This is a genomic window from Streptomyces sp. NPDC030893 (genome assembly GCF_055571535.1).
This window is the reverse complement of record NZ_JBVIFC010000012.1, coordinates 121,337-134,552: the sequence shown is the minus strand read 5'-3', so window position 1 is coordinate 134,552 and position 13,216 is coordinate 121,337. Positions and strand designations below refer to the sequence as shown.

The window sequence follows — 13,216 nt, the reverse complement described above, 5'->3', positions numbered from 1 at the left end:
GAACGCCACGCACGACACTGCCTCCCGGGGTGGGGCACGGGAACGGTCCTGGACATTGGTCCGTACCAATATGGCGGCACTGACGCGGTCACATCAAGAGCGGGGGAGGGGTGATGTCGTGACGCCCCGCGTGAGCCGAAGGTGCGAAGGTGTCGAACCGCCGCGCACGGCCGTGGAGTTCGGGCGATGGGGCGGGCCGCGGCCGGCGCGGATCGCCATGCCGGCCCGGGCGGCGGGAGAGGGTGAGGGTGGCCCGGCCGTGCGCTCCGGCCCGCGTCGCGGCGGCCGGTGCGATCGTGCGCCGTCCGGCCCAGGGCGGGGCCGCCCTGCCGTCATGCACGGACGAAATGGGGCAAAGTGCCCGAGTGTGCGTCAGTGTCCCCGACGAGAGGCCGCCCCTTGACCGTGTCCCGTGTCCCGTCGCTCACCCTGGTCGTGGCCGGTGTCGCCCTCCTGGCCCCCTCGACGCCCCCCGCCGCGACGCTCCAGCCCCGGACCGAACCGGCCGCACGGCGCGCGCACCCGGTCGCCCCACGGCCGGTGCCGCTCCTCACCGCGCGGCAACCCGAACTCGTCGCCGCGCGCCGCGCCGCACCCGCCACCACGCGGGACGCCGACCCCTCCACCGCACGGGACACCGGCAACGCCGCCCCGCCGCGTACCGGACCGGCCGCCGCGCGGCGCACCGACCCCGCCGTCGCGCGGCGCGCCGAGCCGGCCCCCGGACGGCGCGCCGTCCCGGTCAGCGCCGCCGAGCTGCTGGACAGGGTGCGCACCTGCACGCCCGTCTCCCAGGGCCGCTACCGCAAGGACCACGGCGCCCGGGCCACCGTCCCGGTCTGCGGCACCCGCGACGCCGTGTTCTGGAAGGCCGACATGGACATCGACTGCGACGGCCGTCCCGGCCGCCGCTGCAACGCCCGCACCGACCCCTACTTCCTGCCCTCCACGGCCTTCGCCCAGTCCGACGGCCGCCCGCTCAGCGCGGAGAAACTCCCCTATGTCGTGGTGCCGGCGCCCAGCACCCTGTGGAACCACCGGTCCCACGGCGTGCGCGGCGGATCGGTCGCGGCCGTGGTGTACCGCGACCGGGTCTCGTACGCGGTCGTCGGTGACACCGGCCCCGCCGGCATCATCGGCGAGGCGTCCTACGCCGCGGCCGAGTCGCTCGGCATCGACCCGGACCCGACCAGCGGCGGCACCCCGTCGGGAGTCACCTACATCGTGTTCAAGAACAGTCGGGTGACCCCCCTCGAAGACCACGAGGCCGCGGTCACGAAGGGCGAGCGGCTGGCCCGCGCGTTCGTGAACGGCGACGACTGACCCGGCGGGCCGGGCGCCCTCGCGCCTCTCACACCTTCCGGTACGCGTACGCCTCCCCGGCCGCCGCCTCCACCGCGGCCAGGTCCGCCCCCGTGGACGCCGTGACCACCGCGGCCACCGCCCCCTCGACGAACGGCGCGTCCACCAGCCGGGTCTGTTCGGGGAGTTCGTCCCCCTCGGCGAGCAGCGCCTTCACGGTGAGCACCGCGCTGCCCAGGTCGGTGAGGACCGCGACCCCGGCACCGCGGTCGACCGACGCGGCCGCCGCGGCGATCAGCTCGGCGCTGGTGCCGAAGCCGCCGTCCTCGGTGCCGCCCGCCGCGGCCACCGGGACCGCGCTGCCGGCGCCCGCGAGCGCCCGCGCCAGTTCCCCCACCGACTCGGCCACCGCCGCGCTGTGCGACACCAGCACGATTCCCACCGGCTTCCCGTCACTCACCGCCGGCCTCCGCACCGGCCGCGGCGTCGGCGAGCGCGGCGATCAGCAGCGCCGCCGAGGTCGCCCCCGGGTCCTGGTGACCGATGCTGCGCTCCCCCAGATAGCTGGCCCTGCCCTTACGGGCCTGCAACGGCGTCGTCGCGACGGCGCCGTGTCCGGCCGCGTCCCGGGCGGCGGCGAAGGAGTCGCCGAGCGCCTCCACCGCGGGCAGCAGGGCGTCGATCATCGTCTTGTCGCCCGGCGCCGCGCCGCCGAGCTGCATCACCGCCTCCGTCCCGGCGCGCAGTGCCTCGGCCAGCTGCCGCTCGTCCACCTCGGCGGCGTCACCGAGCGTCTTCCCCGCGCGGCGCAGCAGGGTCCCGTACAACGGCCCCGAGGCGCCGCCCACGGTCGAGATGAGCAGGCGCCCGGCCTGGGTCAGCACCGCTCCCGGGGTGGCGGGCGGCTCCTTGTCGAGCGCGTCGCGCACCGCCCGGAACCCGCGCTGGAGGTTGCTGCCGTGATCGGCGTCGCCGATCGGCGAGTCGAGGGCGGTGAGCCGATCCGCCTCGCGGTCCACGGATGCCGCGGTGGCCGTCATCCAACGGCGGAAGAATTCGGCGTCGAGCACGGGGACTCCTTGCGTGGTAGGTACTCCGGACACCATGACCCGGTGTTCTTCACATGCCCCAGCGCAGTCCCGGAGTGCGCACCGGCGCGTCCCACAGCCGCAGCAGCTCCTCGTCGATCCGGCACAGGGTGACCGAGGCGCCCGCCATGTCGAGGGACGTGACGTAGTTGCCGACGAGGACGCGGGCCACGGGGACGCCGCGCTCGCCGAGCACGCGCTGCACCTCGGCGTTGAAGCCGTACAGTTCCAGCAGCGGAGTGGCGCCCATGCCGTTGACCAGGACCAGCACGGGGTTGCGGGGGGTGATGTCCGCCAGGATCGCGTCGACGGCGGCCTCGGCGATCTCACCGGAGGTCATCATCGGCCGGCGCTCCCGGCCCGGCTCGCCGTGGATACCGATGCCCAACTCCAGCTCGCCCTCGGGCAGATCGAAGGTCGGAGTGCCCTTGGACGGGGTGGTGCAGGCGCTCAGCGCCACACCGAAGCTGCGGGAGCTCTCGTTCACCTGGCGGGCGATGGCCTCCACCCGCTCCAGCGGCAGCCCCGCCTCGGCCGCCGCGCCCGCGATCTTCTCCACGAACAGCGTCGCGCCGGTGCCCCGGCGCCCGGCCGTGTACAGACTGTCGGTCACCGCCACATCGTCGTCGACCAGCACCTTCGCGATTTGGATGCCCTCGTCCTCGGCCAGCTCGGCGGCCATGTCGAAGTTGAGCACGTCGCCGGTGTAGTTCTTCACGACGAACAGCACCCCGGCCCCGCTGTCCACGGCCGCCGCGGCCCGCACCATCTGGTCGGGCACGGGGGAGGTGAACACCTCGCCGGGACAGGCCGCCGAGAGCATCCCCGGACCCACGAATCCGCCGTGCAGCGGCTCATGCCCCGAGCCACCGCCGGACACCAGGCCCACCTTCCCGGCCACCGGGGCGTCCTTGCGGACGATCACCCGGTTCTCCACATCCACCGCCAGCTCGGGATGCGCCGCGGCCATCCCGCGCAACGCGTCCGCGACCACGGTCTCCGGTACGTTGATCAGCATCTTCATGAGTACCTCCTGCGAGCCTGGCGGTGGGTCGTCGTCCGGCTCCGGCTCCGTGCCGGCCCCGGCGACGGTCCGCCGGGCCCGTCGGCCGCCGGACGCGGACCGGCTGAGATCCCTCTCCCCGGAAGTATCGGCCTTGAAGGAGCTGAGGTCACGTGCACGGGCGCCCACGGGTGTGTTCGGACCCCGGTGCGGTCCTCCTCCGGTGCCCGCTCCGGCTTCCCTCCGGCCAGTGGCCCACCCGGGGTACGGTCCCCGACTCCTTTCGGGCAACCCGGCGCGAGGGCGCGGAAGTTGCCGTGCGAGGGCGAGGCTCCGGGCTACTGCCTGCCGTCCTGGGGCGGTGTGGCGCCCGGGTGGTCGGGACGCTCCGGTGCAGGGGACTTCAGGGCGCGGGTCTCGGCCTTGAGGATGCGGGCCGACTTGCCCGCCGAGCGGATGAGGTCCGGACCCTTCTTGACGGCGAGGACGGCGATGACGACGACGAGGATGACGGCCAGCTCGCTCAGTCCGAACATGGATGTCCTGCTCCTTCTCCGGGGCCGGGTCGTGGATCTACATCACTGTAGAGTAAAGGTGGGCCCCTGTGGACCGCGCGGGGCTTTCAGGACGGCGTCTATACGATGTCTGCCCGGCGAACCGGCGGTGGCGGAAGGGAGTCAGGGCGTGGCGGAGCAGCAGCGGCGTTCCCGGCGGCGGGGGCAGGGCGAACTGGAGGCGATGGTCCTCGAGGCGCTGCGGGAGGCGGACGGCCCGGCGACGGCCGGCTGGGTGCAGGAGCGCCTCGGCACGGACCTCGCCTATACGACCGTCATCACCATCCTGACCAGGCTGCTGGCCAAGGGCGCGGTCACCCGCAAGCGCGCGGGCCGCTCCTTCGCGTGGACGCCGGCGTCCGACCAGGCGGGCCTGGCCGCGCACCGGATGCGCAAGGTGCTGGACGCCGAGAGCGACCGGGAGGCGGTACTGGCCAGTTTCGTCACCGGTCTCGGACCGGACGACGAGCGTCTGCTGCGGGAACTGCTGGACCGGCCGGCGAGTGACGGGGAACACTGAGCCTCATGGGGGTCTTCGTCTTCCTGCCGCTGGTGCTTCCCCTGACCGCCTGGCCGATCGCGCGCCTCGCCGAACACCACCTGCATCCGCGCACCGCGACCCGGCTGCTGACCGGGGTGGCCGCGGTGATGGCGGTCTGCAGCACGGTGTGCCTGGCACTGGTGATGGTGGTCGGCACCGCGCAGCTGCCCGGCAACCCGCTGCCCGACGGCTGGTCCGACCCCGAGGTGCGCGCCGCCGTCCCCTACGACGAGGTCGTCGGCAAGGCCGCGATCCCCGCCCTGTGTGCGGTGGTGGTGGCGTGCGGCCGGACGCTGTGGCGGCACGGCCGGGTGCGCCGCCGTGCCCACCGGGCGCTGGCCGGACTGCGCGGGACCGAGGTGGCGGTCCTCCCGGACGCCGTCCCGTACGCGTACGCGCTGCCGGGCGGACGGCGGGACCGGGTGGTGGTGACGACGGGGCTGCTGGAGCGGCTCCAGCCGGCCGAACGCCGGGCGCTGTTCGCGCACGAACGGGCCCATCTGGCCGCCCGGCACCACCGTTTCCTCCTCGCGGTCCAGCTGGCCGCGCGGGCCAACCCGTTCCTGCGGCCCCTGCGGACCGCGGTGGCGTACACGACGGAACGCTGGGCGGACGAGGACGCCGCGCGGCGGGTCGGCAGCCGCCGCGCCGTGGCGCACGCGATCGGCAGGGCGGCCCTGGTGTCGCGGGGCACTCCGGTGCCCACGCTGGCGGGCCTCGCCGCGGCCGGTCCGGTGCCGCGCCGGGTGGCGGCCCTGCTCGGGCCCGCCCCGGCCGTACGGCGCTGGCCGTCGCTGTTCACCGTGGTGGGGCTGGCGGCGTGGGGCGCCGCCGCGGGAGCCGTCATGTCCGCGATGTCGTCCGCCAACTCGGCCGTGACGATGGCCCGGATCCTGTACGCGGCCACCCCCTTGTGACCCGTGCGGGTACGGCCTCCCGTACCCGCACGGAGGGGCGCTCGGGCCCGCCTCCGTCAGCCCTCCTCCTCCTCGCCCTCGAAGAAGTCCCCGACCTCGTCGACGACCTCGGCCGCGACCATGCCGCCGACGACACCGACGGCGAGGCCTGCGGCGCCCGCCGCGACGACCGTCCCCATGCCGGGGCCGGAACGGTGGTGGTCGTCGTGGTGGTGACCGCCGTGGCCGTGATGCCCCGCGTACGCGTCGTGCCCGGCGTACGCGTCGTGCCCGCCCTGCCCGAGCAGAAGGCGCACCCAGCCGTCCACCTCGCTGTTCCAGTCCCGGGAGTCGTGGTGGCCGACGGTGAACCGGGTGAGCGCGTCGTGGCCGCCGGAGAAGAGGCCGCCGCGCTTGTCGGCCTCCAGGACGACCTCCATGCCGGCCGGACCCGCGAGGAAGGTCACCTCGATCTCGTTCACCCGGTGCGCGTACTCCGGTGACGGGGTGATCTCGATCTCCTGGTAGAAGGGCAGCCGCTGCCCCGTGCCGCCGATGTGCCCGTACTCCAGGTCGGCCGACTTGAAGCCGAAGCCCAGCCGTCCGAACGCGTCGAGGATCTCCTCCTGGACGGGCAGCGCGCCGACGGCGAGCGGGTCGAGGTCGCCCTTGTCCCGGGCGCCCGCCACCGACAGTTCGGTGCGCACGCCGAGCACGATGCCCAGCGGCTGTCCGTACAGCTCGGTGACCGGGGTCTCCCACGGCAGCGTCACACCGAACGGCACGCTGCGTTCCTCGCCCTCGGAGAGCCGGAAACCGCCGCCGACGGTGAACCGGTCGAAGACGACGACGCCTTCGCTCTCGCCCTCCTCGTGCTCGGCCTCCACCCGCGCCACCAGTTCCAGCGTGATGTGCTCGATGTCGAAGGCGGCGTTGCCGCCCTTGAGGTGGACCTGGCCGGTGAGTTCCCCGCCGGGCAGGACAGGGCCCGGGGTGAGGACCGTGTCGACGGTGGGGCCGCCCACGCCGAGCGAGCCGAGCAGTCGTTTGAACACCATGGTGGCGTCCGCTCCTTTCGTTCTACAAGCGAGTAGAAGCATAGGTGGTCCGACCGGCCCCTGTCCCCGTTCGCCCCCTCAAGTCGGGTCCGTGGCGGGACGGTTGGGCTCGTACACGCGTACGTTCCCCGCCGTCCGTACGGCCGGGAGGCCGGTCCCCTGGGGCCTGATGGCCCGCGGCGGTGACCCGGTGGCCCCTGGGCCGGCGCCGCCGCCGGGGCGACGCTGGAGGCGGGGAAGAGCTCCCGTCACGGAGGTGCACGTCATGCTTTCGCCCGTTGTCGCCGGAGTCGATGGTTCCGCCGAGAGCCTGGCCGCCGCCGCGTGGGCGGCGCGCGAGGCCACCCGTCGCGGCCGGTCCCTCCGGCTGCTCCACGCGCGCGACCGGAGCCCGCGCGGTGCGGCCCCGATCGCGGGCGCGGCCCGCCGGACCCTGGCGCAGCGGGTTCTGCGCCAGGCGGAGGAACGCGTGCTCGCCGCCTGCCCCGGTCTGCGCCTGTACGACGAGCAGGTCGAGGGGCCGGCGACCGACGCCCTGGTGAAGGCGGCCGGGGACGCCGACGTGCTCGTGCTCGGTTCCCGGGGGCTGGGCCGGATCACCGGGTTCCTCATGGGCTCGGTCGCCCTCGGGGTCGTGGCGAAGGCCACCCACCCCGTGGTCCTGGTGCGGGCGGACGCCGAAGCGGAGGACGTCGAGGCGTCCGACGCCACCCGCACCCGGCGGCGGCGGGACGTGCTCCTCGGTCTGGACGTCGCCGAGCCGTGCGACGAGCTGATCGGGTTCGCCTTCGAGGCGGCCCGGCTGCGCCGGGCACGGCTCAGGGTGGTGCACGCCTGGCGCGCACCCGACCCGCTCACCCTGGGTCCCGGCGAGGTCGGCCTGGTGGGCGACCCGCTGAGGGCCGAGGAATGGCTGGGCTTCCTCTCCGCGGTGCTGCGCGTGTGGCGCGACAAGTACCCCGACGTCGACGTGCTGGAGACGGTGGTGCGGGGCAAGCCGGCGGGCGCCCTGCTCAGGGCGGCGTCCACGGCGGAGCTGCTGGTCGTCGGCCACCGGCTCACCGACCGGCCGAGGGCACCGCGCACCGGCCCGGTCACCCACGCCGTGCTCCAGCAGGCCGCCTGCCCCGTGGCCGTCGTGCCGCACCTCTGACCACGCGGCGCGGCGGGCGCGGCGGAGTGCGCCATCCAGCGGCCGTGCGGGCCGGGTCCCGGGGGATCCACATGGTTGCCTGTGTGCGACATCGGTAGATTTGACGCAAAGTACCGAAATGTCGGCCGGACGGATGGGCGTACCCCTGATCGCGGACGTCCCGGGCGAGGACCCTATGTTCAACTTGAGTGCGCCGATCGTGACCACGTTCTCCCTGTACGTGGCCGCCATGGTCGGAACCGGGCTCTGGGCCCGGGCCCGCACTCGCACCTTCTCCGACTTCGCCCTGGGCGGTCGCCGGCTCCGGCCCTCCGTCGCCGCCCTGTCCGCGGGGGCCAGCGACATGTCCGGCTGGCTGTTCCTGGCCCTTCCCGGCGCCGTGTACGCGGCCGGTATCGGCTCCGCCTGGATCGCCCTGGGCCTCGCGGCCGGTACGTATCTGAACTGGCTCTTCGTCGCACCGAGACTGCGCACCTACACCGAGCGGGCCGGCAACGCCGTGAGCCTCTCCGCCTATCTGGAGGAACGGTTCGAGGACCGCACCCGGATGCTCAGGCTGGTCTCGGCCGCGGTCACCCTGGTGTTCTTCACCCTCTACGTCAGCAGTGGCCTGGTGGCCGGCGGACTGCTGTTCGAAACCGTATTCGATCTGCGCTTCGGGCTGGGCGTCACCGTCACCGCCCTGGTGATCGTCATCTACTCGTGCCTGGGCGGCTTCCTCGCGGTGAGCCTCACCCACGTCATGCAGGCCACCCTCATGGTTCTCGCGCTGGTGGTGCTGCCCGCGACCGCCGTCGCCGCCCTCGGCGGCTTCGGCGCCCTCGGCGAGGCCCTCGACAGCCGCGAGCCCGCACTGCGCGACCCCGGGGCCCGGGTCGACTACGGAGGCGGCCTGTGGACGGCCGACGGAACCCTCGGCGCCGTGGCGATCGTCTCGCTGCTCGCCTGGGGCCTCGGCTACTTCGGGCAACCCCACATCCTGGCCCGCTTCATGAGCATCCGCAGTGTCCGGGACGTCCCCGCGGCCCGTCGCCTCGGCACCGCGTGGGTCATGGTCGTGCTCGCCGGTGCCACGCTTGTCGGCCTCGCGGGGATCGGCGAGCTCGGCCCCTCGCTGGCCGCGCCCGACACGGTCTACATCGCCCTGTCCGAGGTCCTTCTCAACCCCTGGGTCGCCGGCGTGCTGCTGATCGCCGTGCTCGCCGCCGTCATCTCGACCGCGGACAGCCAGCTGCTCGTGTCGTCCGTGGCGCTGACGGAGGACTTCTACCGGGCCTTCCTCAACCGGCGCGCCACCGACAGGGCGCTGGTGTGGGTGGGGCGCGCCACGGTGGTCCTGGTGATCGTCGTGGCCTTCGTCGTCGCGCTCAGGGGCGACGGACTGCTGGGCATCGTCGCCCACGCCTGGGCGGGCTTCGGAGCCGCCTTCGGCCCCGTCGTCCTGCTGTCGCTGTACTGGCCCCGCATGACCTGGGCGGGGGCCATGGCCGGCATCGTGGCGGGCGCCGGCACCGTGCTGCTGTGGGACGGGATCAACCCGCTGCTCGGACCGCTCGCATCGGGCATCTACGAGATGGTCCCGGGTGTCCTGGTGGCCACCGCGGCGGCGCTCGTGTTCGGGCGGTACGTGGGCCGGCCGCCCAAGCGGGCCTTCTGGCGGATGCCCGGGGGAGGCATGAGCCAGCTGATGCTCACCTCGTTCCTCGCCCACGCGCCGGTCGGCCTGGCGGTCCTGGACACCGACCTGCGCTACGTCTGGGTCAACGACCCCCTGGACCGCCTGGTCCCCCTGGGGGACCGCCTGGGACGGCAGCCGGGCGACGTGCTGCCCGCGGCGGAGGCCGCCCTCTTCGACGAGAAGATGCGCTCCGTCCTCGGCACGGGGCGTCCCGTCATGGACTGCGAGTTCCTCACCACCGCGGACGACGCCGAACGCGTCCGCGCGATCTCCGCGTCCTTCTTCGACCTGAAGGACCGCCGCGACCGCACCGTGGGCATCCTGTACATGCTCATCGACGTCACCGAGCGCCGGCGCGCCCAGGAACGCCTGGCGCTGCTGAACGACGCCGGCGCCAGGATCGGCAGCACCCTGGACATCCGGCGGACCGCGCAGGAACTGGCCGACGAGACCGTGCCGGCCCTCGCCGACTTCGTCGCCGTCGACCTGCTCGACTCCGTGATGCGGGGCGAGGAACCGGCCCCCGGACCGGTCGGCATGGCACCCGTCATCCGCCGCGCGGGACAGGCGTCCCTGCGCGAGGGCTGCCCCGAGGGCTCCCTGGCCGTGGGCGAGGCGGTCCGGCGCGCCCCCTCCTCGCCCGTGACGCACTGCCTGCTGCGGAGCAGGACCCTCGTGGAACGCACACTGGACCGCACCGCCAGCCCGTGGGTGACCGAGGACCCCTCCCTGGGCGCGTCGATCCTCCGGTACGACTTCCGCTCCCTGATGGTCGTACCGGTACGGGCGCGCGGCGTCACCCTCGGCGTGGCGACCTTCGCCCGGTCACGGCGCTTCGGCCCCTTCGAGGACGACGACGTGCGCCTCGCCGAGGAGATCGTCTCCCGCGCGGCGGTCAGCGTCGACAACGCCCGCCGCTTCACCCGCGAGCGCACCGCCTCCCGCGCCATGCAGCAGTTCCTGCTGCCCCAGGCCCTCACCGGGGGATCGGCCCTCGAAGTGGCCTCGTGGTATCAGCCGGCCGGTGTCCCCAGCGGCGTGGGCGGCGACTGGTTCGACGTCGTCCCGCTGTCCGGGGCCCGGGTCGCCCTCGTCGTCGGGGACGTCGTCGGACACGGCATGAACGCGGCGGCGACCATGGGACGCCTGCGCGCCGCGGTGCGCACGCTCGCCAATCTGGACTTCCCCCCGGACGAACTCCTCGCCCACCTCGACGACCTGGTCATCGGCCTCATGGGCGCGCACGACGACAGCGGGACGAGCGCCGACGCAGGCGCCGGGTTCATGGGAGCGACCTGTCTCTACGCCGTCTACGACCCGGTCGGCAGCCGGTGCACGCTGGCCCGCGCGGGCCATCTCCCGCCCGTCCTCGTGAGCCCCGACCACACCGCCGAGATCCTCGACCTGCCCGCGGGTCCGCCCCTCGGCCTCGGATACCTGCCGTTCGAGTCCGTCGAGTTGGAGCTGGCCGAGGGCAGCCTCCTGGCGTTCTACACCGACGGCCTCGTGGAAACCGCCGACCGGGACATCGACGTCGGGATCTCCCGGCTGTGCGGCGCGCTCACCGTGCCCGGAGCGCCCCTCGGCGAGCTCGGCCGGGACGCCGTCGGCACGCTGCTCACCGGACCGCCACCGGACGACGCCGCCCTGCTGCTGGCCCGCACCCGGCTCCTGCCGCCCTCCCACGTCGTGTCCTGGGACCTGCCCGGCGACCCGGCCGCGGTCGGCGACGCCCGCACCGCGGCCGTCCGGCAGCTGTCCGAGTGGGGCCTGGACAACCTGGCGTTCACCACGGAGCTCATCGTCAGCGAGCTGGTCACCAACGCCATCCGGCACGCGTCCGGGCCGGTCGGCCTGCGGCTGATCCGGGACCGCAGCCTCTTCTGCGAGGTCTCCGACGGAAGCGGCACCTCACCGCGCCCGCGCCACGCCCGCACCACGGACGAGGGCGGACGCGGACTGATGATCGTGGCCCAGCTCGCCCACCGCTGGGGCACCCGCCACACCTCGGACGGCAAGGTCATCTGGACCGAACAGCCCCTCGTCGGCCCCTGAGCGCCACCCGCGGACGGCGCCCCGGGCCGTTCTCCGCCCGGAACGGGACCGTCGGCCCTCCACTTCGCGGGCCCGCCGTCGCACGGTGGGGGTACGCAGTACCGCTCTACCGGCGACGAACGGACGGACTGGCCGATGTACCCCAATGACGGATTCCGCGCACTCGGGCGCCAGGAAGCCCTGCGGCTGATGGCCACGGTGCCCGTCGGCCGCATCGTCTACACCCGCCGGGCCATGCCGGCCGTGCTCCCGGTCAACTTCGCCCTGGACGACGACGGCGCCGTGCTGCTGCGCACCGCCGCGGACTCCGCGCTGGCCCGCGCGATCGACCGCGCGGTGGTCGCCTTCGAGACCGACGACGTCGACCCGGTCCGGCAGGCCGGCTGGAGCGTGGTCGTCACGGGCCCCGCCGCCGTGGTGCGGGACCCCGCCGAACGCGAGCGGCTGTCCCGCACCGGACCGGTCTCCTGGGCGCCCGCACCGCACGAGGTCTTCGTCCGCGTCGAGCCCGAACTGGTCACCGGCCGCGAACTCGTCGGCGGACGGACCCTGTACGGCGTGGACCTGGCCGCGGTGGAGGGCTGACGACGACCCCGGCGGGCCGCGCCGCCCGGCGCCGCTCCCGGTTCCGGGAGGCGGAACGGGGAACCCGCCGGTGTACCGGTGGCCGGCCTCGCTGCCGGCCGTGGGCGAGGAGGACGGCATGGCTTCGCGACCGCTCGACGACAGGACGGTGACCACGCTGGTCGCCGCGGCGACCGCGGCACCGTCCATGCACAACGCCCAGCCGTGGCGCTTCCACTACCGCGGCGCGGAGCACCTCCTGCTGCTGCGGGCCGACCCCGGGCGGGCCATGCCCCACTCCGATCCCGACAACCGGGCCCTGCACATCGGCTGCGGGGCGGCCCTGTTCAACCTGCGAGTCGCCACGGCCCACGCGGACCTCGTCGCCGACACCGACCTCCTGCCCGACCCGGACGATCCCCTGCTGCTCGCCGCCGTCCGGCTCTCCGCCCCGCTGCCGCACCGCCCCGCGGACGTGGAGCTCGGCCGGCTGCACGAGGCCGTCCGGCAGCGGCACACCAGCCGTCACCCCTTCGCCGATCAGGACATCCCCGGCGAGGTGCGGGCCGCCCTGGAGGACGCGGCGGCAAAGGAGGGGGCCGTACTGCTGTTCCCCGGCTCCTGGCACACCGACACGGTGCTCGACCTGGTCCGCGACGCGGAGAGCCGGGACGTCCTGGACCCCGGTGCCCACGAGGACGTGCTCCGCTGGACCCGGCTGGGCGACGAGGCGGACACCGCCGTCGACGGCGTTCCCGAATACGCGTTCGGACCGCGCAAGCAGGGCGGCCGGGCCCCCGTCCGCGACTTCGCGGGCCGCCGCACGGTCGCCGACCGCGGCACCACCGCCTTCGAGAACGTCCCCCACCTGGCCCTGCTGAGCACCCGGGGCGAGGGCCCCGCCGACTGGCTGCGGGCAGGGCAGGCACTGGAACGCGTCCTGCTGGAGGCCACCCTGGCCGACCTGGCGACCTCCCTCACCTCGCACCCCCTGGAGGACCGGGAACTGCGCCTGCCGGCCCGCGACCCGGCGTCGGGCGCCGGCCAGGTGCACATGGTGCTGCGCCTCGGCTACGGCCCCCGCGGCCCGGCCACCCCCCGCCGCCCCGTGAAGGACGTGCTGGACATCACCTGACGCACCCGCGGGCCCCGTTGCCCGCCCTCACGGCAGCGGCACCGGTGCCGCGAGGGCGGGGAGACCGAATCAGTGACTTTGCGGCTCCTTTACAGTTGGCGTAGAAACAGGCCATCCTGCTTCCACGCCATGTCCTTCCACGCGTCCGAAAAGGAGCGACGGTCTCCCGATGGGTGATCCTCCCAGTAG

General features: G+C 74.3%; 12 protein-coding genes. 7 read left to right on the top strand and 5 right to left on the bottom strand.

Going from position 1 to position 13,216, the window contains the following annotated elements; translation table 11 throughout:
* Positions 1–405 precede the first annotated feature (405 nt).
* Positions 406–1,323 carry a glycoside hydrolase family 75 protein gene (locus ACZ434_RS22515; RefSeq protein ID WP_468458699.1) on the top strand — a complete coding sequence of 306 codons (918 nt, stop codon included), beginning with the start codon at positions 406–408 and terminating at the stop codon, positions 1,321–1,323.
* 28 nt (positions 1,324–1,351) lie between these two features.
* Here ACZ434_RS22515 and dhaM read toward each other — a convergent pair whose 3' ends face one another.
* The 4 genes from dhaM to ACZ434_RS22495 all read right to left on the bottom strand — a co-directional run bounded on the left by dhaM (position 1,352) and on the right by ACZ434_RS22495 (position 3,929).
* A complete protein-coding gene (dhaM, locus tag ACZ434_RS22510; protein ID WP_468458528.1) occupies positions 1,352–1,762 on the bottom strand; it encodes a dihydroxyacetone kinase phosphoryl donor subunit DhaM in 411 nt (136 codons plus the stop codon).
* On the bottom strand, positions 1,755–2,372 hold the full coding sequence (dhaL, locus tag ACZ434_RS22505) for a dihydroxyacetone kinase subunit DhaL (protein ID WP_468458526.1): 618 nt from the start codon (positions 2,370–2,372) through the stop codon (positions 1,755–1,757). The genes dhaM and dhaL overlap by 8 nt, the downstream gene beginning before the upstream one ends.
* 49 nt (positions 2,373–2,421) lie before the next feature.
* Positions 2,422–3,414 (bottom strand): dihydroxyacetone kinase subunit DhaK, encoded by a 993-nt coding sequence (gene dhaK / locus ACZ434_RS22500; protein ID WP_468458524.1) that lies wholly within the window; start codon positions 3,412–3,414, stop codon positions 2,422–2,424.
* 317 nt (positions 3,415–3,731) lie between these two features.
* A complete protein-coding gene (locus ACZ434_RS22495) occupies positions 3,732–3,929 on the bottom strand; it encodes a twin-arginine translocase TatA/TatE family subunit (RefSeq protein ID WP_468458522.1) in 198 nt (65 codons plus the stop codon).
* A 148-nt stretch (positions 3,930–4,077) separates the two neighbouring features.
* On the opposite strand from ACZ434_RS22495, the gene ACZ434_RS22490 reads away from it, so the two are divergent.
* A complete protein-coding gene (locus tag ACZ434_RS22490) occupies positions 4,078–4,467 on the top strand; it encodes a BlaI/MecI/CopY family transcriptional regulator (protein ID WP_468458520.1) in 390 nt (129 codons plus the stop codon).
* 5 nt (positions 4,468–4,472) lie between these two features.
* Positions 4,473–5,405, top strand: coding sequence for a M56 family metallopeptidase (locus ACZ434_RS22485; protein ID WP_468458518.1), 933 nt, complete (start codon positions 4,473–4,475; stop codon positions 5,403–5,405).
* Between the two features lie 56 nt (positions 5,406–5,461).
* Here ACZ434_RS22485 and ACZ434_RS22480 read toward each other — a convergent pair whose 3' ends face one another.
* Positions 5,462–6,442: a sporulation protein gene (locus ACZ434_RS22480; protein WP_468458516.1), complete on the bottom strand. Its 981-nt coding sequence runs from the start codon at positions 6,440–6,442 to the stop codon at positions 5,462–5,464.
* Positions 6,443–6,707: 265 nt separating this feature from the next.
* Between ACZ434_RS22480 and ACZ434_RS22475 the strand changes: the two genes are divergently transcribed.
* The 4 genes from ACZ434_RS22475 (at position 6,708) to ACZ434_RS22460 (ending at position 13,027) form a co-directional block, all read left to right on the top strand.
* Positions 6,708–7,595 (top strand): universal stress protein, encoded by an 888-nt coding sequence (locus ACZ434_RS22475; RefSeq protein ID WP_468458514.1) that lies wholly within the window; start codon positions 6,708–6,710, stop codon positions 7,593–7,595.
* A 175-nt stretch (positions 7,596–7,770) separates the two neighbouring features.
* Complete coding sequence (gene putP, locus ACZ434_RS22470) at positions 7,771–11,328, top strand: sodium/proline symporter PutP (protein WP_468458697.1); 3,558 nt, start codon at positions 7,771–7,773, stop codon at positions 11,326–11,328.
* 135 nt (positions 11,329–11,463) lie between these two features.
* Entirely contained in the window at positions 11,464–11,913 is a 450-nt protein-coding gene (locus ACZ434_RS22465) for a pyridoxamine 5'-phosphate oxidase family protein (RefSeq protein ID WP_468458512.1), read from the top strand.
* Positions 11,914–12,031: 118 nt separating this feature from the next.
* On the top strand, positions 12,032–13,027 hold the full coding sequence (locus tag ACZ434_RS22460; protein WP_468458510.1) for an Acg family FMN-binding oxidoreductase: 996 nt from the start codon (positions 12,032–12,034) through the stop codon (positions 13,025–13,027).
* Positions 13,028–13,216: the final 189 nt, after the last annotated feature.

Excerpts from the sequence above, each read along its gene's own strand:
- putP (WP_468458697.1), top strand. The coding sequence starts at position 7,771 with ATGTTCAACTTGAGTGCGCCGATCGTGACCACGTTCTCCCTGTACGTG.
- ACZ434_RS22495 (WP_468458522.1), bottom strand. The coding sequence starts at position 3,929 with ATGTTCGGACTGAGCGAGCTGGCCGTCATCCTCGTCGTCGTCATCGCC.
- ACZ434_RS22480 (WP_468458516.1), bottom strand. The coding sequence starts at position 6,442 with ATGGTGTTCAAACGACTGCTCGGCTCGCTCGGCGTGGGCGGCCCCACC.
- ACZ434_RS22460 (WP_468458510.1), top strand. The coding sequence starts at position 12,032 with ATGGCTTCGCGACCGCTCGACGACAGGACGGTGACCACGCTGGTCGCC.
- dhaK (WP_468458524.1), bottom strand. The coding sequence starts at position 3,414 with ATGAAGATGCTGATCAACGTACCGGAGACCGTGGTCGCGGACGCGTTG.
- ACZ434_RS22465 (WP_468458512.1), top strand. The coding sequence starts at position 11,464 with ATGTACCCCAATGACGGATTCCGCGCACTCGGGCGCCAGGAAGCCCTG.
- ACZ434_RS22485 (WP_468458518.1), top strand. The coding sequence starts at position 4,473 with ATGGGGGTCTTCGTCTTCCTGCCGCTGGTGCTTCCCCTGACCGCCTGG.
- ACZ434_RS22475 (WP_468458514.1), top strand. The coding sequence starts at position 6,708 with ATGCTTTCGCCCGTTGTCGCCGGAGTCGATGGTTCCGCCGAGAGCCTG.